The sequence below is a fragment of the Treponema berlinense genome, from assembly GCF_900167025.1.
Lineage (GTDB): Bacteria > Spirochaetota > Spirochaetia > Treponematales > Treponemataceae > Treponema_D > Treponema_D berlinense.
The window spans coordinates 1-20,713 of sequence record NZ_FUXC01000005.1 but is presented as its reverse complement, the minus strand read 5'-3'; the positions used below and the strand labels follow the sequence as shown (position 1 = coordinate 20,713).

The 20,713-nt window shown below is 38.2% G+C and carries 16 protein-coding genes and 2 pseudogenes; 9 read left to right on the top strand and 9 right to left on the bottom strand.

The genetic code is table 11. The annotated features are described in order from the left end of the window. Window positions 1–117 precede the first annotated feature (117 nt). A complete protein-coding gene (locus B5D47_RS05320) occupies window positions 118–963 on the bottom strand; it encodes a phosphatidylserine decarboxylase (RefSeq protein ID WP_078930805.1) in 846 nt (281 codons plus the stop codon). A gap of 106 nt (window positions 964–1,069) precedes the next feature. Between B5D47_RS05320 and B5D47_RS05315 the strand changes: the two genes are divergently transcribed. Both B5D47_RS05315 and B5D47_RS05310 read left to right on the top strand, forming a co-directional pair. Beyond that, a complete protein-coding gene (locus tag B5D47_RS05315; protein ID WP_078930804.1) occupies window positions 1,070–2,662 on the top strand; it encodes an ATP-binding cassette domain-containing protein in 1,593 nt (530 codons plus the stop codon). 89 nt (window positions 2,663–2,751) lie between these two features. After that, window positions 2,752–4,092, top strand: a complete 1,341-nt coding sequence (locus tag B5D47_RS05310) for a tetratricopeptide repeat protein (RefSeq protein ID WP_078930803.1) — start codon at window positions 2,752–2,754, stop codon at window positions 4,090–4,092. Between the two features lie 63 nt (window positions 4,093–4,155). On the opposite strand, the gene B5D47_RS05305 is transcribed toward B5D47_RS05310, so the two are convergent. After that, the gene (locus B5D47_RS05305) at window positions 4,156–5,334 is read right to left on the bottom strand and encodes a pyridoxal phosphate-dependent aminotransferase (RefSeq protein WP_078930802.1); all 1,179 of its coding nucleotides are present in this window, start codon (window positions 5,332–5,334) and stop codon (window positions 4,156–4,158) included. A 2-nt stretch (window positions 5,335–5,336) separates the two neighbouring features. Then, entirely contained in the window at window positions 5,337–5,831 is a 495-nt protein-coding gene (locus B5D47_RS05300) for an Lrp/AsnC family transcriptional regulator (RefSeq protein WP_078930801.1), read from the bottom strand. A 206-nt stretch (window positions 5,832–6,037) separates the two neighbouring features. On the opposite strand from B5D47_RS05300, the gene hisG reads away from it, so the two are divergent. The 3 genes from hisG (at window position 6,038) to arfB (ending at window position 8,206) form a co-directional block, all read left to right on the top strand. Further along, on the top strand, window positions 6,038–6,910 hold the full coding sequence (gene hisG / locus B5D47_RS05295) for an ATP phosphoribosyltransferase (RefSeq protein ID WP_078930800.1): 873 nt from the start codon (window positions 6,038–6,040) through the stop codon (window positions 6,908–6,910). Window positions 6,911–6,954: 44 nt separating this feature from the next. Continuing rightward, window positions 6,955–7,638 (top strand): imidazoleglycerol-phosphate dehydratase, encoded by a 684-nt coding sequence (locus tag B5D47_RS05290; protein ID WP_078930799.1) that lies wholly within the window; start codon window positions 6,955–6,957, stop codon window positions 7,636–7,638. A gap of 154 nt (window positions 7,639–7,792) precedes the next feature. Next, window positions 7,793–8,206 carry an alternative ribosome rescue aminoacyl-tRNA hydrolase ArfB gene (arfB, locus tag B5D47_RS05285; RefSeq protein WP_078930798.1) on the top strand — a complete coding sequence of 138 codons (414 nt, stop codon included), beginning with the start codon at window positions 7,793–7,795 and terminating at the stop codon, window positions 8,204–8,206. A gap of 10 nt (window positions 8,207–8,216) precedes the next feature. On the opposite strand, the gene B5D47_RS05280 is transcribed toward arfB, so the two are convergent. The 4 genes from B5D47_RS05280 to B5D47_RS05265 are packed head-to-tail and all read right to left on the bottom strand — an operon-like array spanning window position 8,217 to window position 15,669. Then, the gene (locus tag B5D47_RS05280; RefSeq protein ID WP_078930797.1) at window positions 8,217–8,939 is read right to left on the bottom strand and encodes a hypothetical protein; all 723 of its coding nucleotides are present in this window, start codon (window positions 8,937–8,939) and stop codon (window positions 8,217–8,219) included. Window positions 8,940–8,949: 10 nt separating this feature from the next. After that, complete coding sequence (locus B5D47_RS05275; RefSeq protein ID WP_143592610.1) at window positions 8,950–9,315, bottom strand: hypothetical protein; 366 nt, start codon at window positions 9,313–9,315, stop codon at window positions 8,950–8,952. Window positions 9,316–9,355: 40 nt separating this feature from the next. Further along, a complete protein-coding gene (locus tag B5D47_RS05270) occupies window positions 9,356–11,629 on the bottom strand; it encodes a fibronectin type III domain-containing protein (RefSeq protein ID WP_078930795.1) in 2,274 nt (757 codons plus the stop codon). After that, entirely contained in the window at window positions 11,626–15,669 is a 4,044-nt protein-coding gene (locus B5D47_RS05265; RefSeq protein WP_078930794.1) for a fibronectin type III domain-containing protein, read from the bottom strand. The genes B5D47_RS05270 and B5D47_RS05265 overlap by 4 nt, the downstream gene beginning before the upstream one ends. A 398-nt stretch (window positions 15,670–16,067) precedes the next feature. Between B5D47_RS05265 and B5D47_RS05255 the strand changes: the two genes are divergently transcribed. Next, the gene (locus tag B5D47_RS05255; protein ID WP_078930793.1) at window positions 16,068–17,024 is read left to right on the top strand and encodes a 2-hydroxyacid dehydrogenase; all 957 of its coding nucleotides are present in this window, start codon (window positions 16,068–16,070) and stop codon (window positions 17,022–17,024) included. 81 nt (window positions 17,025–17,105) lie between these two features. On the opposite strand, the pseudogene B5D47_RS05250 reads toward B5D47_RS05255, so the two are convergent. Next, window positions 17,106–17,759 (bottom strand): annotated as a pseudogene (locus B5D47_RS05250) (type I restriction enzyme endonuclease domain-containing protein); the annotation flags it as partial. Between the two features lie 47 nt (window positions 17,760–17,806). Between B5D47_RS05250 and B5D47_RS05245 the strand changes: the two are divergent. Together B5D47_RS05245 and B5D47_RS05240 are read left to right on the top strand one after the other, a co-directional pair. After that, the gene (locus B5D47_RS05245; protein ID WP_200806551.1) at window positions 17,807–18,670 is read left to right on the top strand and encodes a NotI family restriction endonuclease; all 864 of its coding nucleotides are present in this window, start codon (window positions 17,807–17,809) and stop codon (window positions 18,668–18,670) included. Then, window positions 18,667–19,578 carry a DNA adenine methylase gene (locus B5D47_RS05240; RefSeq protein WP_078930792.1) on the top strand — a complete coding sequence of 304 codons (912 nt, stop codon included), beginning with the start codon at window positions 18,667–18,669 and terminating at the stop codon, window positions 19,576–19,578. Before B5D47_RS05245 ends, B5D47_RS05240 begins: the two co-directional genes overlap by 4 nt. Before the next feature lie 136 nt (window positions 19,579–19,714). On the opposite strand, the pseudogene B5D47_RS11925 reads toward B5D47_RS05240, so the two are convergent. Continuing rightward, window positions 19,715–20,206: pseudogene (locus tag B5D47_RS11925) on the bottom strand (type I restriction endonuclease); the annotation flags it as partial. Window positions 20,207–20,445: 239 nt separating this feature from the next. On the opposite strand from B5D47_RS11925, the gene B5D47_RS05230 reads away from it, so the two are divergent. Then, entirely contained in the window at window positions 20,446–20,712 is a 267-nt protein-coding gene (locus tag B5D47_RS05230) for a transposase (protein ID WP_078930791.1), read from the top strand. The last annotated feature ends 1 nt before the right edge of the window (window position 20,713 follow it).

Below are 20,713 nucleotides of genomic sequence, written 5' to 3'. Positions count from 1 at the left end.
AAGCTTCCGCAATTTTTTAGAATTTCCGCGAATTTCAAAAATTCACTTTTAAAGAATATGACGCGATTTTGGATAAAAATATATAAAATATGCTAAAAATATCTAAAAAATAAAATATTACGCTTTTTTACCGATTGGCTGCCCATATTTTACGGTTGTTTCTTTACCATTTACAGTCTGAGCCAAAATTTCCTCATCAAGTTTTATCGTATTTTTTCTAAAAAGCATGACTATTGTTGAACCGTGAAGATCAAAATAACCTTTTTCCTCACCTTTAGAAAAACTGTAATTTTCGTGATGATTTTTTATTCCGCCGACGCTAAATGCACCGACTTCAACCTGAGCAACATCTCCAAAATTCTGCGTATGCAAAATCGTCCAGCTGCGTCTGTTTTTTGTATAAACCTTAAAAGTCCGGCAACAAACCGGCTGAACCGAATACAACTTTCCTTTTAAAAAGTGATTTTTTTCCAGCGAGCCAGAATCAATGTAGCAATAGCGGTGATAATCAGTTGCAGCAAGCCGAAAAATAAGCGCATTTCCGCCAGAAAAAGTCTTATCAAATTCATCTGTTTCAAAAAAATCTTTAAGCGTATAGTCAAAGCCTTTTATTTTAAAAGTTGAATTTTCTTCTATATTAAATACACTAAGAGCGCTGTCACAAGGCGAAATCAAAGTTTCTGACGACAGTTCCGGCTTACGGGAATTATCTTTTCTTGTAAAAAAATCATTAAACGACTTGAATTTAACGTCATTAAAAGCCGACATATCGATATTATTTTTTTTGACAAAGCCTTTTATAAAAGACTTGCTCAAAGGTGAACGCAAAAATGCTCCCATAATTTTAGGAATCTGCAAAAAAAGCGTCAAATTATACAAAAATCGTCCAAAAGGAGAACTGCACAAAAATACGACAGATTTACTGTTTCCCGGTTCGTTGCCATAAAAATCAATTGCACTCATAGCCACATTCTAGCAAATAAAAAAAAATTTGTCCGCCAGAGATTTTTTTTGCAACAATTTTTGTTCAACTTTTATATTTTTTTGCGTTTCATTATAATTTTATCTTATGAATGACAATCTTATTTCGCTAAAAGACGTGCGTGTTCAGGATTTGCACGGAACAAAAATTGAATCGCTTGACTGGCAAATGCAGGCTGGAGAAGCATGGCTTGTTATTGGACCAAATGGCGGCGGAAAGGCGGATTTTTTACAGGCTCTTGCCGGCGAAAAACAGTTTATAAACAACAAGACAAATAAAGTCGAAGACACGATTTTTGAAAAATCGGCAGAAACGGTTTCTCTTGAACGTGCGGCTCTTTTAATTCAAGAAGAACGCGATTTGGACGAATCTGAATATATTGATAAAATTGATGAGGGCCGTTCCGGAAGACGGTTTATCTGCGAGGTTTTGGGCGGACCTGACGCAAAACACAGACATCTTCCTTTGCCGCCAATTGCCAGCCGGCTGGAAACTTTGCCGGAAGTAAAACTCTGCGGGGTCGAAAAAATTCTTGACCGCGGACTAAAATTTATGTCGACGGGCGAAATTCGCCGTACACTTTTGTGCCGCGCACTGCTTTCCGGCAAAAAACTGTTAATTTTGAGCGACCCGTTTGCCGGTCTTGACGCACAGAGCCGTTCAATTCTTTTGGAATTTTTCCAGACAATGGTAGGCAGACAGAACGGTGGCGGTTTGAACGGAACTTCCATCATCATGGCAATGGAACGTTACCACGAAATTCCTCAGACAATCACGAATGTTCTGGAATTTACGGACAAAAAAATTTCATTCTGCGGAACAAAGGCTGAATACGAAAAAATCGTAGAACAGCGCAATATTCAAAAAAATGCCAACCGAAAGTCAGAAAAAGAGGCGTTTTTGAGCGAACTTTCCGAAGCCCAAAATGCGCTTTCTCAGCAAAATGCGGTTTCTCGGCAAAATGCGGTTTCTGCAGAACAATCTCTTGTATACATGAATCAGGTAAATGTCGGTTGGGACGGACATGAAGTTTTAAAAGATTTTTCATGGGAAGTTCTTCCGGGCGAGCACTGGTTTATTCGCGGTCCGAACGGTTCAGGAAAAACAACGCTTCTGGAACTCATAACAGGCGACAACAAGCAGGTTTTCTGCAACGACGTCTGGCTTTTTGGACAAAAACGCGGAACTGGAGAATCAATTTGGGACATCAAAAAAAATCTCGGAATCGTAAGTTATCGTCTTCATGTTGAATACAGAATGCTAGGCGGCACAGAACTCGAAAACGTAATAATTTCGGGTTTTCACGATTCAATCGGTTTGTACGAAAAAAAAACCGACATGGAAATCGCAGCGGCAAAAAAATGGTTAAAACTGGCAGGTTTTGAAGGACGCGAACACGAATCTTTCGGAAATTTGAGCTATGGAGAGCAGCGTGCAATTCTTATAATCCGTGCAGCTGTAAAATCTCCAAAAATTATGATTCTTGATGAACCATGCCACGGTCTTGACGAACAATATCGGCAAAAAATTCTCGATCTTCTCGAAACAGTTGCAAATTCTGGAACGACAACCCTTTTGCACGTAACCCATGATCCGACAGAAGTTCTCGAAGCCGAAAAACATATTTTGGAACTGTGCCCGGGCGAAAAACCGATGTACAAGATCATCGTAAAAGAATAATATTCGTTTTTTTTTAAAACAGCACGCTAAAGGCTCAAGTTTTTCGTAAAAACTTGAGTTTTAGTCCGGTTTTGCCGATAATAGACAATATGGATTCATTAGCCCTTGTTATAGCAATCGCCATTGCAATCGGTTTTGCAGCAATTTTGGTCGCCTTTGGAACTAGAAAAACCGGAAGCAAAAAAGGCAAAACAAAAAACCGCGCTCAAATTATACGTGAAGCAAGCCGAAAACTCGCTCAGGATCCTCATAATCCCGACGGTCTGATTGCATTAGGAAATATTTATTTTAACGAACACTCGTGGGAAAAAGCGTATCAAATTTACGATACAATGTTGAATATCGCTCCGGCTCATACGCAGATTGATCCGTTTCTTGCAGCTTTAAGACAGGGAATTTGCGCCCTTAAATTAAATAAAATTCAAGATTCGTTCCGCGGACTGTCTGCTGCTTTTCAAATAAATTCTTCAAATTTTGACGTAAGCTACAATCTCGGACTCGCGTTCTTCGCAAACAAAGATTATGACAAGGCAACTGCCTGCTTGAAAAAGGCGCTCATTGCAAAACCTGACGCTCTCAACGTAAACGCGCCGTTGGGAATGGCTTTATACAACGCTCATCATTTTAAGGAATCGTTGCCGTTTTTAAGACGCGCACTCGACGAAAACCCTGACAACAAAGAAGCTCTTTTTAGCATGGCAGATGCAATGCAGGAATGCGGATACGGCGACAAAGCAATGAAAGTATTTCTTCACTTGCGTCCAGATCCAGAATACGGAGCACGTTCCTGTCTTGCAGCAGGACTTATGCATTCAAAGGCGGCTCAGTACGAAAAAGCCCTTCAGGACTTTGAAATCGGCATAAAACATCAGAATATTACTCAGGAAACCGCTCTTGAACTGCGTTACCGCTATGCCCAGGCCTGTTTTGCAACAAAAAACATTTCAAGTGGAATTTCACTTTTGCGCGAAATTCAGGCAATGACACCTTCGTACAAAGACGTTGCCCAGCTTTTAAGCCGATATGCAGAATTAAACCAGAACAAGAACCTTCAAATTTATCTTATGAGCAGCACTTCGGACTTTGTAGCGCTTTGCCGCAAGGTAGTTATGTCTTATTATCCGCAGGCGCTCGTAAAAATTCAGGATATTTCGGTTGAACCAGACCATGTGGAAATTCAACTTACAGTGGACACAAACCGCTGGGAAGATACCGAAATTTTCCGTTTTTACAGGACAACAGGTTCAATTGGCGAACTTTTTATCCGCGATTTTCAGGCGAAGGTAAGCGAAAGCAAGGCTGACCGTGGAATCTGCTTTACAGCCGGAACATACACCGAGGAAGCGCAAAAATATTCGGAAGGCCGCCCGATTGACTTAATCACAAAAGACGGACTTATAAAATTATTAAAAAAAGTTGATGCGTCGTAAAAAAAATGCTGAACGCCTTTCAAAGACCATCAGACGCTCAGCATATATAACTTACTAAAAGATTTAGTTTTTCGAATCTTTTAATTCCCTTACAAAATCTGCAATTCTGTCGAGGGCGATTTTCATTTTTTCGATTCCAGTTGCATAGCAGCAGCGAATATGCCCTTCACCGCCAAGACCAAAAACGCTTCCAGGAACAACAGCAACGTTGTGTTTTTGAAAAAGTTTAGTTGCAAATTCTTCCGAAGAAAGTCCTGTCGAAGAAATATCCGGGAACATATAGAATGCTCCTTTTGGCTCAGGAACAGGCAACCCCATGTCGCAAAAAGCCTTGTACATTAAATTTCTTCTCTGCTGGTAACTTATGCGCATTTTTTCAACATCCTTCCAGCCGTGGCGCAAACCTTCTACAGCCGCATATTGAGAAAAAATCGGCGCGCAGATTGTGTTGTAACCGTGAAGTTTTACAATTTGCTGCAAAAGGTCGGCAGGAGCAGCAATATAACCAATTCGCCAACCTGTCATGGCAAAAGATTTGGAAAAACCGTTCAAAATAATCGAGTAATCTTTCATTCCAGGGAACGAACCAATAGAAACATGCTGTGCATCTTCGTAATGAAGCTCACAATAAATTTCGTCCGAAATACACCAAAGTTGATTTTCTACGATAACTTTTGCAATTTTTTCAAGTTCTTCTGCAGGAATCATAGTTCCAGTCGGATTATTCGGAGAACAAATCATGACAGCTTTTGTTTTTGGAGTAATTGCATCTTTAATCTGCTGAGCCGTCGGATAATAACCGTTTACACTAGAATCAATTGGAATTACCTTAACCTGACACAGTTCTGCCAAAGGAACGTAGTTTACATAACAAGGCTGAACGACAATCAGTTCGTCACCAGGATTGAGAATTGCGCGCAAAGAAGCATCAACTCCTTCGCTCGCGCCAACCGTAACGAGAATTTCATTTTTTGGATTGTAGTAAAGTTCATACCGTTCCATATATTTTGAAATTTCTTCACGCAGTTCAATCAAACCCCAGTTAGAAGTATAAGAAGTATGTCCTTTTTCAAGATGATAAAACGCTTCTTCGCGCATAACCCACGGAGTTGGAAAATCCGGTTCGCCGACAGAAAGAGAAATTACGTCATCATGACCAATCAGCATTTCAAAAAATTTGCGGATTCCTGACGGCGGAATATTCATCATTGATTTAGAAAATTTATCGGGTCTGTTGTTCATTTTTATGCCATGACTCCTTCGCGACGGTCAGTTTCGTCTTCAACGTAGAGGACATCGTTTTCTTTGTATTTTTTTAGAAGAAAATGAGTTTTTGTAGAACGCACACCGTTCAAAGTCGAAAGTTTGCTTGAAACAAAACCTGCAACTTCTTTTAAATTGTCGCCTTCGATTATAACTTTTAAGTCATAGCCGCCGCTCATCAAATAAAGCGACTTAACCTGCGGAAACCTGTAAATTCGTTCAGCGAGCGCGTCAAAACCGTGTTCACGTTCAGGCTGACACTGAATTTCAATCTCGGCAACAACCTTATCTTTATTCGCTTCGTCTTTTTCAGGATTTATAATGGCGGCATATTTTAAGATAACACCTTCGTTTTCCAGTTCGGCAATAATTTTTTTAACCTCATCTGGAGTTTTTTTCGTCATTGCGGAAATGTCTTCAACAGAAAGACGCGCATTTTCACGCAAAAGTTCAAGAATTTCTTCCTTGCCGTCCATTTTTTTACCTCGAAAAAATAAATATATGCAATTTTAGCACAGAAAAACGACTTTTTGAATATTTTAAAACCAATTTGAAATATTTTTAAGAAAAAAAATTCAATGGTTCAGTATTTTTTCTTCAAAGTGCCTTCAAAGTTGAATTTTACGTTATATTTCTTTATTATATTAGAAGATTTATTGGGTTTATCCCGAAAGGATTTTTTATGAAAAAACTGAGCATTCTTTTGGCTAAAGGAAGAATTTACGAATCTGTTGTTGAACTTTTAAAAGATGTCGGCATTTCAATTTATCTGCCAGACCGCACATATTATCCGATTACAAATCAGGACGACCTGGCTTTTCAGGTTGTAAAACCTCAAATTTCCAGCGCCCTGCTTGCCGACAACCGTGCCGATGTTGCTTTTTCGGGAAAAGACTGGGTTTTTGAAAACGGAGTTCAAGATCAGGTTGAAGAAATCATGGACTTGGGTTTTGATCCAGTGCGCATTGTCGTTGCAGTTCCTGAAACAGTAGATTTTGACGCACTTCTCAAAAAACCGGTTACAATTGCAACCGAATACCAGAATTTGAGCCGGTTTTGGGCAAAAGGAAAGAATGTTGACGGAAAAATTTTCCGCACCTGGGGAACTTCAGAAGGATTTGTGCAGGACAACGAACAGGCTCTTGCTCAGATTTTGATTGACAATACTTCGACAGGTTCAAGTTTGCGCGCAAATCATCTTAAAATTTGCGACACAATCATGGAATCTTCGACAAGAATGTACGCTTCTAAAGAGGCATTGAAAGATCCTGAGAAAAAACAAAAAATCATGGAACTTAAAATGCTTTTTGAAGCAGTTCTTGCAGCACGCAGCCGCGTAATGCTCGAAATGAACGTTTCAAAAGACAATTTCGATGCGCTTATTAAGGGAATTCCGGCAATGAAAAGCCCGACAGTTTCACCACTTTTTGGCGACAACGGTTATGCCGTAAAAATTGCCGTAAAAAAAAGCGAAGTTCCAACCCTTCTTCCAAAACTGCATCAGCTTGGAGCAACCGATATTCTCGAATACGAACTGAGAAAGGTTATGCAGTAATAAAAAAGCTGCTCGCTACAAAAACCACTTAAGGAACTATTTTTATGGAAAGAATTGCGGAAATTGAACGAAATACTAAAGAAACTCAAATAAAATTGACTCTTAATCTCGATGGAAGCGGAAAATATTCTGTAAAAAATCCAATCGGTTTTTTTAATCATATGCTCAATTCTTTCTGTAAACACGGTCTTTTTGACCTTTCCGGAGAAATATCTGGAGATTTGGACGTAGACCAGCATCATCTAATAGAAGACACTGGAATTGCTCTGGGAATGGCTTTTGCAAAAGCGCTTGGAAACTGCGCAGGAATTTTTCGGACAGGCTATTTTATCTACCCTATGGACGAAAGCCTTTTAAGATGCGGAGTTGATTTTGATTTAATTGAATCCGCCTCAACCGAAGAACGAAAAGATGCGACTTCTCAAGTAGCAGTTGACTTTGGAGGACGCCCGTACTGCGTATGTAACGCCCAGCTGACAGGAATTCCACTTTTGAGTCGCGGCGAAGACGGAAACGACTACCTTTTCCAGACAGATTGCTTTGAAGATTTTTGGCAGGGATTTGCGGCAAACGCAAAATGCAACATTCATTTGGACACAATCCGAGGCCGATCCGACCACCACAAAATAGAAGGCCTTTTTAAAGCCGCAGCCAGAGCCTTACGCCAAGCAGTAGCAATCGACCCAAGAAGAAACGGAGAAATTCCTTCGACAAAAGGCAAAGTTTAAGCGCAGGTTCGGGAAAAACGCCAGACAGACTACTTCAAGTCAAAAAGCAAAAAAATCTGACATTTTTTACGCCAAAATGCAATCATATTCTTCCAACAATGCTCCAAATTGCAATTTCTTAAACTTTTTCTATAATGTTTTATGGTGGTTAAAAATGAACAGGGTTGATCTTCACAATTCTATAATAAATAATTCTCAACTTTCGTTTTCTCGTAGCGGTGGGAAAGGCGGACAAAATGTTAATAAGGTGAATACTAAAGTTCATTTGGTTTTGCCATTGGAATTGCTTGAAGGAATAAACGAAAACGAACGAAATCGTCTTAAAACCAAACTTTCTTCTATAATTAACAAAGATTTTTGTCTTTTTTTAGATGTTGATGAAGAACGCTATCAGGAACGAAACCGGCAAATTGCTCTGGCCCGAATAGAAAACCGCATAATTCAAGCCCTTGCGATTCAAAAAAAACGAATAAAAACTAAACCAACAAAATCCAGCAAAGAGCGCAAATTAAAGCTCAAAAAAATCCGTTCCGAAATCAAAAAAAGCCGCGGCAAAATTTGGCAATAAAAATATAGTTCTATCTGTTCAAGCCGTTCAAATGCTTTCTTGAATATCTTACGCCAAGAGTTGTCTGCCATTGCCAGCTGTAGTCAAAGGGCTGAATATCTTTGTTTGTGCCCAAATTTGCGTTATCCCAGCTGAATGTTCCGTCAAGCAAAAATGTCCAGCGTTCAAAAACTGGAAATTCCACTCCTGCGTTCAAGGCAAGTCCTAAATAATTTAAGTGATATTCATCGCTCAACTGGTACATATAATGTATTCCAGGCGCAAAATTGAATGTCAAATACTTAAACGGCTTCCATTCTTCGTACGGACCTAAGAAGAAATCAAATCCATACAAAATCGTCTGCTTGGCAAATTGCTTCATTCCATTAAACTGATGCAAAAACGGATAAAGTCCTTCCATTCTGAATTTTAAATTGCATAATGATAAATTTTTTGTCTTTGCCGTAAAATACAATCCTGCCAGAGAATCTTGCCAGACAAAATTGCTGTTTTTGCTTTCCTTTTGAATTCTATGTACGTTTAAAAGTGCAAATCCATTGTCAAACGAAAAATAAAATTCTTCATCCAAAAGAATTTTTTCAACTTTTTCTTTTGTGCTTTCTTTGGCTAAAGAATTTTCATTTTCCTCACTTTCGATTACTTCGCTTTCAGTTATTTCGTTTTCCGCACTTGTTTGAGAAAATAAACTGTACGCACTAAAAATCAATATAAAGGCAAACGCGAATTTTTTCATTTTTTCCGCCTTATTTTGATATATGGTAAAGTGTCATTACGTTTGTAATTCCGCCCTTTGTCCAGGTTATGTACAGCATTGAACCGCGAATATCCCATTCTGTATTTATCGAAACTCCGTCTGTCGTCGAAAAACAGATTACATTGTCGATTACCGTATAATCGCCCTGAGTTACAGTTTTTTCTTTCGTGTTTAAATCAGTTATCGTAGCAACAAAGGTTCCGTCAGAAACAAAAGAAATTTTATTTCCGTTGTTGTCTGCCCAGGTTCCGTATAAAGGAGATGGAACATAACAGCCTGCAAAAAGCAAAACTAATTCTGCAAAAATAAGCCATTCAAGTGTTTTTTTTATATTTTTCATTCTTCTGTTTAGCATATTAACATTTTCCGTAAAAAAAATATCTGTTCTCAAAGTTTTATCTTCCTTCCTCGCCTACCAGCCAGTCGACCGCTCCCGATGAAAGAATTTCGTTTCCTTCAAGGTCGAAGGTTTTTACTCCGTAAGTTCCGCCACCAGCAGCACCGCTCTTAATTTCCAAATTTCCGTAATAAGCTTCGCCCGGATACATTCCGCTGCATTTTACTGTTCCGGACATTTTTCCGTTTCCGCTCATATTCGAAGTTGTATCCGTACTTCCGCTTTCAAAACAGAAATAAACTCCAAGTTTTTCATTGTTGTTTATCCAGAAATCTGCGTAATTTGTGTAAGGCATTTTTATTTCCGCACCAAGTCCCGCAATTTTTGCTGTATATCTGAGAGTTCCAGAAATTGTTCCTTCTACGCTTTCGCTTCCGAGTTTGTCCGTATCGTTTGGTTTGTGCATTAAAGTAAGTTTTTTCTGGCTGCTCATACAGGTTTTGTTGTATTCTCTAAACCATTGCTCGCGCGTCAATGCTCCATAACCAAGACATTTTATATTTTTGAACGCGTCTCCACCCTCTAAAACCGCATCGTCGTATTCAACCTGTGGATTGTTGCTCTTTTTTCCCTGTCCAAGTGAATTTATCGAAACAACCTTATAAAAATACGGAACTCCCACCTTTGCAAGACTTTCGCTGCTGTCGTCAATAAATTCTGTCTCTGTTACGGGATTTTCATTCAACTTTCTAAAACCGCTGTCGGTTTTTGCAGAACGATAAATGTAATAACCGGCAGGCTCGTCTTGAGCAGGTTTTTCCCAGGTTATTTTTACAGGATAAATATTATTTGAATTTGGAGCTAAGTCCGAATTCATAAAACTTGTCTTTGAAGCCGTTACATTTTGAGGCGCAGCCGGCATTGGAGCCGCGGCAAAACTCTGCGAACTTTCAAGCCCTTCGGAATTTACGGTCGAAATTTTAAAATACGGATATTTGTCAATTTCGTATTCAAGATAACCATTTTCGTTTTCAATTCCTTCTATTCCGCTCATAAGTTCAGAATAGAAATCTTCCTGCCTGCTGCTCACATAAATTTTGTAGGTAAAATTTTTGTGCTGAGAGCCAATTGCCTTTGACCAGACTAGAATAACTTTTTCCGAACTAGAACCGTCGCCAACTTCCAATTCTGCAGGAGCACTGAGCAAAAATCCAAAATTCTCATTTGAATTTTCTGTAAAGGCGCTTTTTATTTCCAGGCCTTCGTCAAGACAAACTGTCTGCACAAAATAATAATAAATCAAACCGGGAGAAACGCTTTTGTCAGTGTAAGAAGTCGCCGTCAAATTTGAACCGATTTTTTTATAAACCGAATCTTTTGAACTTGTTCTGTACAAATTGTATCTTATAACCGCAGTTTCTGAGGTTTTTTCGACTTCCTTCCATTTTATTTTCAATTCTGAGAGACTTGTTCCAAAACCGTCGGCAACTTCAACTTTTTCGCTGACAGCAGGAGCGCCTTCCACCAAAGAATATCCCATGTTCGATTTACTAAAAGCAGATTCAATTCCCAGGGAATTTACCGCCGTAATCTTGTAATAAAATTCAGTTCCCTGGTCTTTTGAAGAAATTGAATCATCGAACGATGTTAAATTTCCATAGACGGTTTTTATAAAACTGACGTTGTTTTCGTTTTCGCCACGGTAAATTTTGTATCTTGAAGCGCCACTTACCGAATCCCAGCTCAATTTGATTTTTGAGGTTGATTTACCTTTTGACGCATTCAGATTTAACGGAGGAGCAAAAAGCCAGCCTTCTGCGCGGGTCTGCGATAAAACGTTGTCAGAGCCTTCGCTTATAAGACCTTTTTCTTTATTTTCTGCATAGATTTTATAAAAATAGTGATAAAAATATTCGTCTTCCTCAATCTGCTCTTTTAAAATCACGTCAGTATACGAATTGTTTACGTTGTAAATTTCCAAAGAATTGAATTCGGATTCGTCAGGAACATTCCAGTTTCCGCTCGGATCGACCGTTTTTACAACCGCACGCTCGATTCTGTAACTTGTAGCGTTTTCGACTTCTGTCCAGGAAAGTTTAATTGAATCTGGATACAATCCCTGACTTGCAAAAACCTGTGCAGGAGAATCAAGGCTTTCTATTTTTGTTTCGGTTTTAAAAAGTTCACCAAGATTGACAAATTTTCCGTCTGTCTGCATAGAAACCTTGTCCTGAAACCATGCCGAACACGAAAAAAAGCAAAAAACAGTTAAAATGCCAAAAAACGGCGAGATTTTTTTTAGATTTTTAAGAATAAAGAATTTTCGCTTCATTGACTCTCCTGACTCTCCCACCACGGACTTTGGTAAACCGGAATTGCGCTGTTGAATGTCTTTTCTTCTGAGCCGTGGCTTGTTCCAATATCGTAAGGGAACCATTCAAGAAATTTTTCCTTATTTTCTTCTGTAATGCTTTTTACGACTTTGCCATCTTTTTTGATTGTTAAAATCCATGAAGTTTTTACTCCGTCACTTAATTGCGTCAAACCTTTATAACCTGCGGCTCCGACAGAAATAGAAAATTTAGATGAATAAGTCTTGTCGTCGTCAAATTTTTCCGTTGTTACAGTAATTTCCGTTTCCGGAAGATGATAAAGTGTTTTTCCGTCAACTGCTGACCTTTGTTCAATTTTCTTAAAATTCAATATAAAACAACTTGCAAAAGGCTCCTTGCCAGAAGGACTTCCGCCCTTAAAAATATGCTGATAATCCTCTCCGTCTGTCCCCCAATATACAGTTTTACTTGCACCGGTGTGACCGATTGTAAATTTTCCAAGCTTTCCAGAAACAGAGTTTTCTCCACCAGGGCTAATTCCACACTGAAATATTGCATCCGCAAGAACAAGAGAAACGCTCTTTGCAAATTCTTCGTCCGTAATATTTCTGTATCCATAAACCGAAAAATCGCTTCCGACACTTGCAGTTACGGTCTTTTCTTCGCTAATTTTTCTATATGCGACAAGCCGGTAATAATGCTTAAAATTTCGCAAGACTTTTAACATTCCAGACGTATTAGTTCCGCCAGAGCCAACATTCTGTCCGTCTTGCAAGTCAAAAACCGGTGCAATTTCGACCCAAGCCTTTCCAACCCCTTCTGGGTTAACACGTTTGATTTTTGCAGAATCTTCGTATGCGGAAATATCGATTTTTTCTCCAAAATCGTTGTTGGCTACATCAACATCAATTTTTCCGATTGTAGTCCAGCCGCAGGCCTTGTCCGGATTAAAAACCTGAAGTTCGTAATAATCAGGTCCAAGTTTTCGCTTATCGAAATCGTAATCGGTCCATTTGATTTGTTCGGTATAGCCCGAACCCGGAATATAATTTGCGTAAATTTTATCTAACGAAAGAATATATCCTTTATTCTGCTGCTCCAAGGGACTTTCTTCCGCCATTGTTTTTTTTAGTTTTTTTTCAAAAGAATCTGGGATTGCCGAAATTTCTGAACTTGCGCTTTCGTAAACAACAAGAAAATCGTATGCTTCTAAAGAATTTTCCGGAACAATCTGAGTTTGATAAAGCTCTTTGTCAGAACTTACAAGATTTCCTTTATCATATTTTTTCCAGGAACCATCAGAGCTTTTGCTTTCGCGAATATAAAGCGATGGCATTTTTGACTTACCGTCAAATGGCTGTTTCCATGTAATTTGGATTTTTTCGTTGTCTGTGGCTTTGCTAGCTTTTAAATCAAGTCCGTAACCAGATGTTCCGTTGCTTACAAAATCAAGATTCTCGTATAAAACTTTTGACTGTTTCGTAAGCCCAATTTTTGAATTTTCAGCCTCAAAAACAAAATCATCTTCCTCCAAAACAGGAATTACCGAATATTTGTATTCCAATCCCCAGACAATTTCCGACTGATTTTTTTTGTAGGCAATCTGATTAGTTTCGTTTTCGGTCGTATCAGCATATTTATCCGTCAAAGTAAACCTTCCGTTATCTAAAGTTACTTCAACACGCTCTTTTTCGACCAAAGAGCCTTCAATATTTACAGTTGTTCCGTCGGCACTTACAAAGTACGAATCCGCAGATTCCACAAGTCCGCTCAAGCCGTCTGCACACTTTCCTCGTCCTACGACATAACCTTTAGCACCGTCAATTTTTTTCCAGCTTACGCTCATTGAATTTCTGTCCGCTTTTCCGGCATTCAATTCAACAAGCGCAGGTCCCATCGTCGAGGTTTCAATCGTGCTTTCAGTTGAATTTCCAGTTCCGGTGTTTTTTGAAATGATTTTTACGGTGACAGATTGGCCGGAAATTTCCGCATTGTTCCAGCCAGAAGGTTCATTTATCGTGCAAATAAAAGTTTTTCCGTCTTCGCTCAAAATTGAATCTTCTCCGACAGAAATTTTATTCTCCGGGTTTTCGGTAAAAAACGCTTCTACAGAATATTCATCGGCTTTTTGAACTTTTTGCCATTCCACCTGAATTTTCTCATAGAATTTTTCTTTATTAGAAAGTTTTGCTTTACCGAGAGTTTCAGAAACATTTTGACAGACTCTGTTCGTAGTTATTTTGTTATTTTCTACTTCGAGAATATAGGTTCGTTTTTCGCCGGCAGGCGCTTCGTGAATAAATTTTGCAATTTTTTCGCCATTTTCTGCATCGCTTATGCTAAGCTTGTCTTTTTGAAGCGAAAGATACTGCTGTTCCTGCTCAACTCCATCCACAACCGGAATCCAGCAAAGATAATATACATATTCTTCTATATAACTGAACTGAATTTCAAATTTGTCAGAAAAACCGTCCATCACTTCAAAAGTTTTAATTTTTGGAACCAGCATTGAATCATCTGTCACAACAAATTTTCCGGGAATATTCGCCCGGGTATATGCGCTTTCCGGGTTTTTATTTTCTGTTGGAGCAATAAAAATTTTGTAGGTGTAATATCCGCTTTGCTCCTTCGGATTTTCAAAAATGCGCTCATTTTTAAGAAGTTCTTCAAAATTCTCAAATTCAAACTGCGTTTCCACAAGATTTTCGCCCGAAAAGTCAGTTTTTGATTCTACCAAAATATATGAATAGTCTTTTCCGAAATTTTCAAATTCGCCGTTAAAGCCAAAAATTATTTTTAAGTATTTTAAGCTGGAATCGTCAACTATGTAGCTGTCCTTTACACTCAGCACTGGAACCGAAATAAGCCAGCCATTTTCTTCTGCCGCACATTTGTCAGAACTAATTGATTTTTTTACATCGTCAACAAAAGCCTGAACTTTATATGAATATTGAATTCCGCGCTCAAGTTCGGTTTTGTCTGTCCAAAAAATTTTAGATTTGCCGACATATTTGTAATTTTCGCAAGCAACGGCTCCATCTTCAGTTGATTTTTCAACTCTAAGCCTTTCGTCGCTGCAAGTTTGTGTAAGACAGTCAAAATTAAAGATATTTTTTGAACTGTCGCCTTGCAAAACAGAACCGATATAATGAACAATTTCGACATAATCTTCGGTCGAATCTGTCTTTTTTCTATAAATCTTAAAATAAACCGGTCTTTGTTCAAAAATTCCGTTTCCAGCACTAACATCAACATATTGAGGACAATCCCAGCTAAGGCAAATTTCTTCAGCAGAAACGCCCTGTCCGACTTCGAGATTGGCAGGCGCTTCGGGAATCAGTTTTCTTGCGGTTTCTGAATCAATCATGCCGCTGGATTCAACATTTGTCTGTGCAGAAATGATATAGGCTTCCACTAAAAAATTATATTTTGTCTTTGGCTCTAAACCTTCTATTGTTACCTGAGTTTCGTTTCCAGCCACAGAAACTTCTTTTAAAACAGTTGAACCGTCAACTGAATAAACTTTTACCGTATAGCGAATCAAATTTTCGTAAGTTGAATTAGTGCAATTTTCCATCCACCAGTTTACAGTCGCAGAATTTCCTTCAGCATTCTGTTCAATCGCGGTTATAACAGGTCTTGCCAGACTTGAACCAGAAGCCACATTGCTAAAAGAAGAAAGAACATCCTTATAATTTTTAGCTTGAACTTTATAGAATTGAGATTTTCCCGCTGGAACAGAAACCGAATAAGAAATTTCGCTAGTTTCCCAAATCTGCACATATTCATCAAAAGGCGAATTCGCAGCAAAAATCAGATAACTTTTAGCGCCCCGTACAGACTTCCAGCTTAAATCAATAACCTTAAAACCGCCGTTCGTGGCCGTCAAATTCACAGGCGCGTCGATAGAATCCGCAACCTTTGTCGAGTCGTTGTCACCTTCACTTTTAGGAGAATCCAATAAATTATCGCTACAAGAAAACAAAAACAAAGAAAAAACAACTAAAAAAAATTTGTTAAAAGAATTTCTTTTATTCATTGTCAAATTATATAAAATTACACGAAAAAATTCACGTAAGATAAAAAGCGCATGACTGCAAAAAAAAGAATAAGTAGTTATATTTGGAACAAAATTGAACTTGAAACGCAGGTTTCTATAATCTCAAACCTTTAATATCTTTAATGCGTGATAAAATCACATTGCAGCTACAGAGTGGTCTGTTATAGCGGGTGCAGGACTCGAACCTGTGGCCTCCGGGCTTTGAGCAGACCAAGCATGAGCGTGGTTCTTACAGTATTTTCCCTAGGAACTAAAGTTGTGCTTGCCTATAATCTGGTGGTCAGTTCCGATTGGCTGGGCACTAGCAGACCTTGTTGGACTGGCGTATTATAAAATAAGGAAACAAAAACTGATTTGTTTTACAAAAGGAGTCATATATGAATAACAAATGTGTGGTATTAAATGCAAAGAAAATGAATTTTGACGGAAAACTGGATTTTTCTGTATTGTCTTCCGATGTAACCGTATACGATGATACAACAAATGAAGAACTTCCAGGGCGAATTCAGGGCGCAGATATAATTGTAACAAAGGAAATGCCTGTAAGTGCAGAAATGATCCAGAGATTCCCGGAATCCGTAAAACTGATCTGTGAAGCAGGTACAGGATATAATAATATTGATCTTGAGGCAGCACGAAAGAAGGGAATTACAGTCTGCAACATTCCAGCGTACAGCACAGAACGTGTGGCGCATACAGCAATAATGATGATATTGAATCTGAGCTCAACAATGCAGGTACAAATGAAGATGCTGGCAAATGGAAATCATGACAACTTTACAAAAAACCTTCAGGTTCCACATGTTGAGGTAAATGGAAAAACACTTGGCGTTATAGGTGCTGGTCATATCGGAAAAAAAGTCATAAAAATTGCCCAGGCATTAGATATGAATATACTTGTTTATACACGAACTCCAGGAGAAGACGAAAAAGGAATCCGCTATGTATCGTTAAAAGAATTGCTTGAGCATAGTGATTATGTATCACTACATTGCCCGTTAACAGAAAGCACAAAACACATGATCAACAAAGAAACATTGAAACTTATGAAACCTTCAGCGTTTATCATTAACACTTCAAGAGGAGCACTAATCGATGAAGCCGCCCTTATAGAAGCACTAAAAAATGGAAAAATCGCTGGAGCAGGCCTCGATGTCCAGGAAACAGAACCACCAAAAGAAACCAGCCCTCTTTACACCATGGAAAATGTACTGCTAACACCTCATATGGGCTGGAAAGGACTAGAAACAAGAAAGAGATTGGTTTCTATTCTGGCAGATAATATAAAGAATTTTCTAGCAGGAAATCCAAAAAACGTTGTATCAGAAGTATAAATATGAAATGACTTTCAGTAGTGCGCCAATCAGACGCACAACTGGAAGTCAAAGTTTTTTGAACCATTGAACAGTGACTTTTCAGGTTAAAAAAATACAATACTTTTTGAATATTGAATTAAGCTCTAATATATTCTGATTATTCACTGTCAGATTCTTTTCTGCAACTTTCAATGTTCCATAGTCATCATTTATAGAATATGAAACTGTATCTTCATAATCTGCAACATTATCGGTCCAAAGTTCGCACTGACTGATTACAGTTTTCAAAGCATCTTCCAGTCCTTCTGGTGGATATTTGTATTTCTTTAGAAGCTTTTTAACAATCATTCGCATTTTGGCACGAGCTGATTCTTTTTTCTGCCAGTCGATGGTTTTGTTTTTACGGAGAGTTTCGGTGAGTTCTTTTGTGAGTGCAACCAAGTTTTTGTTGGAATAGAAATCTTTTACTGCTTCTGGCTTTGTAAGTGCATCATAGAAGGCAAGTTCTTCGTCAGTGAGGCCGAGTTTGTTTCCTTCTTCGTTTGTAAGCATTCCGTTAAGGTAGCGATTAAGTGTCTGCTGGATGAGTTCGCTGAAGGCTTCTGATTTTACAAGGTTTGTGCGTTTGTAAACTTTTACCTGCTCTTCAATCAGCTTCTTGAGCATTTCTACTGCCAGATTCTTCTCTTTCATCTTTGAAATATTTTCTAGGAAGGTCGGGTCAAAGAGGTTTACTTTTTCACCGATGTCAGAGCCATAAATGCCTTATATATCTTTTGGTTTTATGATAGAATCGAAACATGATAGAAACAAATCCAATGGCTGAAATTTTTGGATTTCCACCTGAAAACATAGATAAACGTGCCTCATACTATAGGGAAAATAGGCTTTGTCCATTTTTTAACCGATTTCCAAACTGTACAAAAGATAAAGCAGATGATCCTCTTGGTGTATGCAGTATAAATCATCAAGGGAGCAAAATAATAACTTGTCCATCTAGATTTCGAGAAGATTGGATGATTTTACGAAATGCAGCAGCATTTGTTTGGCCGAAAGGTACAAAATGGACATCATTGCCAGAAATTCGACTCTCAGATGCAAACGGACAATCAGCAGGAAACATTGACTATGTACTTGTTAGTTATGACACAGATGGAAAAATTCTAGATTTTGCATCAATTGAAGTTCAAGGTGTTTATATAAGCGGAAATTTGCGTAATTCATTTAAGGAGTATATGACAAATCCATCTCCTGATTTTTCATGGGATGGTAAAAACTATCCTCATCCGGACTATCTTTCATCTTCGAGAAAGCGTTTAATTCCTCAAATGCTTTACAAAGGTGGAATCTTCAAGGCTTGGGGTAAAAAACAATGTTTTGTTATACAAAAATCATTTTTTGAAACATTGCCGTCTCTACCTCAAGTGAGCAAAGAACAAGCTGATATTGCATGGTTTCTATATGATTTAGATTATAGCAAAACCGACAATCAAAATCATCTTGTTTTAAAAGATATAATCTACACGGAATTCAAGGCCGCTCTAGATAAGGTTATTTATACTAATCCTGGTAAAATGTCAGATTTTGTTAATCAATTACAAGGAAAATTGGAGGAGCGGAAAGTTTGCCCACCAGAAACCCATTCCGTTTTTGAATTGTTATGACGATAAATGAATTGCAGCCATCGCTTTTTCCAGAGTTTGATATGGTTAATAAAAAAAAGTCTATTGTAAATGTTGCAAGCGTTCCTCAAAGAAGCCCTTTTCGCTATCCCGGTGGAAAAACATGGCTTATACCGATTGCAAGAAAATGGTTTTCTTCAGCTTCTGATAATGCAGAACTTATAGAACCTTTTGCCGGTGGCGGAATCATAAGCCTGACGGCAGCAGCCGAAAACTATTTTAATCATATAATAATGACAGAGCTTGATGAAGATGTCGCAGCTGTTTGGGAAACAATTTTTTCAGAAAAAGATTATGATTGGCTTTCAAACAAAATACTTAATTTTATTGTTACTCCTGAAAATATTAATGAAGTTGAATTACATGCAAATGAAGGAACAAAAGAGCGGGCTTTTTCGACTATAGTACGAAATAGAACAAATCATGGCGGTATACTTGCAAAAGGATCGGGTAAAATAAAAACAGGGGAAGGTGGAAAAGGACTTTCTTCTAGATGGTATCCAGAAACCCTTGTTCGCCGCATAACGGAAGCTAATAAATTACGTGATAAAATACAATTTATCAATGAAGATGCCTTTAATATTATGAGGCAACAACAAAATAATTCGAATGCTTATTTTTTTATTGATCCACCCTATACGATTGCAGGTCGACGGCTTTATAACCTATTTGATGTTGACCATAGACAAATTTTTGAAATTATATCGAAGTTACAAGGACATTTTTTATTAACATATGATGATACAACCGAAATTCGAAACTTTGCTGAAGAATTCAGCTTGTCATATAAAACAATTCCAATGCAAACGACACATTTAATAAAGAAAGAAGAACTTCTTATTTCTGATAATTTTGAATGGTTTGATGACAAGAAATGTCAATATGCATAGTACCTATGTTATATCGATATTTAGTTAATAAAAAAGCGTTAGGGATAGTAGCGGCGGCACAGCCGTTGCCTTTAGGCAATGGAGCGTTAGCGGAACCGCGGATAGCCCGACCGCCGCTTGCGGCGGGAACGCCCATGGAATAAGCCTCACTTGCATCCGTCTGCTCACGGCTCGGAGATTTTAATTCAAAAAGACAGATTGGAAGTCCATTTAAGAAAAGAAGTATATCTGGCCGCTTGTTTGAGTTTTCTATAAATGTCCACTGGTTAGCAACGATAAAAGGATTGTTCGAAGGATTATTAAAATCAGCAATGTAGATGATATCAGATTTAGTTTCGCCATTTGCGGAAAAGCTTACTTCAATACCATTCTGCAGGTATTCCATAAAAAGGGCATTTTTCTTTTTAAGTTCAGCATTTTCAAAGTGTCGGAGTTTAAGAAGTGCCTAGTCAATTGCGACAGGTGCCGCCTTTGGATTAAGCCGCCTGATAGAATTTTCAAGAACAGAATCATACAACGGAGAATGACAGTCGCGATCAACATCAGGGCCGTATACATGCTCCCATCCCATATTCTGGAACAACTCAATCAGAGCATTTTCATAGGCTTCTTCGTTGTAGGTGGACATATAATCAAAATTCCTTATTCTTCAATTATAAAATTATACTACAAAATACAGAAAATACCATCCTAACCTACTACAAACAAGACATACAGATATTACGCGAGACTTCTTTTTTAGTGTTGACAATTCAAAACAAACCGATATATTATATATTACACTTAAGGTAATACATTGAAAGGATACAATAAAAGTGCAGTCGAAAAATACCTAAAATTTTACGAAAATAAAGAGAGGTATTTCGAATGCAAAGGTACAGCAAAGAATTCAGGGAAGAAGCAATTTCGCTTTCAGATGAGATTGGACCAAAGAAGGCAGCACAGCAGCTGGGCATAAACTACGCAACCATAATTGACTGGAGAAAGAAAAGAAAAACAAAAGAAAAGAAAGAAAAATCAACAGAAGAACCAAAAACTGTCGAGGAACTGCAGAAAGAAATTGCAGAATTGAAAAAAGCCAATGACATACTGAAGGATGCCCTCGGTTTTTTCGCACTAGACCGGAAGAAATAAA

What these genes read in the sequence shown, in the direction of transcription:
- B5D47_RS05310 (WP_078930803.1), top strand. Translation starts at nt 2,752, where the DNA reads ATGGATTCATTAGCCCTTGTTATAGCAATCGCCATTGCAATCGGTTTT.
- B5D47_RS05245 (WP_200806551.1), top strand. Translation starts at nt 17,807, where the DNA reads ATGATAGAAACAAATCCAATGGCTGAAATTTTTGGATTTCCACCTGAA.
- B5D47_RS05315 (WP_078930804.1), top strand. Translation starts at nt 1,070, where the DNA reads ATGAATGACAATCTTATTTCGCTAAAAGACGTGCGTGTTCAGGATTTG.
- B5D47_RS05230 (WP_078930791.1), top strand. Translation starts at nt 20,446, where the DNA reads ATGCAAAGGTACAGCAAAGAATTCAGGGAAGAAGCAATTTCGCTTTCA.
- B5D47_RS05280 (WP_078930797.1), bottom strand. Translation starts at nt 8,939, where the DNA reads ATGAAAAAATTCGCGTTTGCCTTTATATTGATTTTTAGTGCGTACAGT.
- B5D47_RS05305 (WP_078930802.1), bottom strand. Translation starts at nt 5,334, where the DNA reads ATGAACAACAGACCCGATAAATTTTCTAAATCAATGATGAATATTCCG.
- B5D47_RS05300 (WP_078930801.1), bottom strand. Translation starts at nt 5,831, where the DNA reads ATGGACGGCAAGGAAGAAATTCTTGAACTTTTGCGTGAAAATGCGCGT.
- arfB (WP_078930798.1), top strand. Translation starts at nt 7,793, where the DNA reads ATGAACAGGGTTGATCTTCACAATTCTATAATAAATAATTCTCAACTT.
- B5D47_RS05255 (WP_078930793.1), top strand. Translation starts at nt 16,068, where the DNA reads ATGAATAACAAATGTGTGGTATTAAATGCAAAGAAAATGAATTTTGAC.
- hisG (WP_078930800.1), top strand. Translation starts at nt 6,038, where the DNA reads ATGAAAAAACTGAGCATTCTTTTGGCTAAAGGAAGAATTTACGAATCT.
- B5D47_RS05265 (WP_078930794.1), bottom strand. Translation starts at nt 15,669, where the DNA reads ATGAATAAAAGAAATTCTTTTAACAAATTTTTTTTAGTTGTTTTTTCT.
- B5D47_RS05290 (WP_078930799.1), top strand. Translation starts at nt 6,955, where the DNA reads ATGGAAAGAATTGCGGAAATTGAACGAAATACTAAAGAAACTCAAATA.
- B5D47_RS05320 (WP_078930805.1), bottom strand. Translation starts at nt 963, where the DNA reads ATGAGTGCAATTGATTTTTATGGCAACGAACCGGGAAACAGTAAATCT.
- B5D47_RS05275 (WP_143592610.1), bottom strand. Translation starts at nt 9,315, where the DNA reads ATGCTAAACAGAAGAATGAAAAATATAAAAAAAACACTTGAATGGCTT.
- B5D47_RS05240 (WP_078930792.1), top strand. Translation starts at nt 18,667, where the DNA reads ATGACGATAAATGAATTGCAGCCATCGCTTTTTCCAGAGTTTGATATG.
- B5D47_RS05270 (WP_078930795.1), bottom strand. Translation starts at nt 11,629, where the DNA reads ATGAAGCGAAAATTCTTTATTCTTAAAAATCTAAAAAAAATCTCGCCG.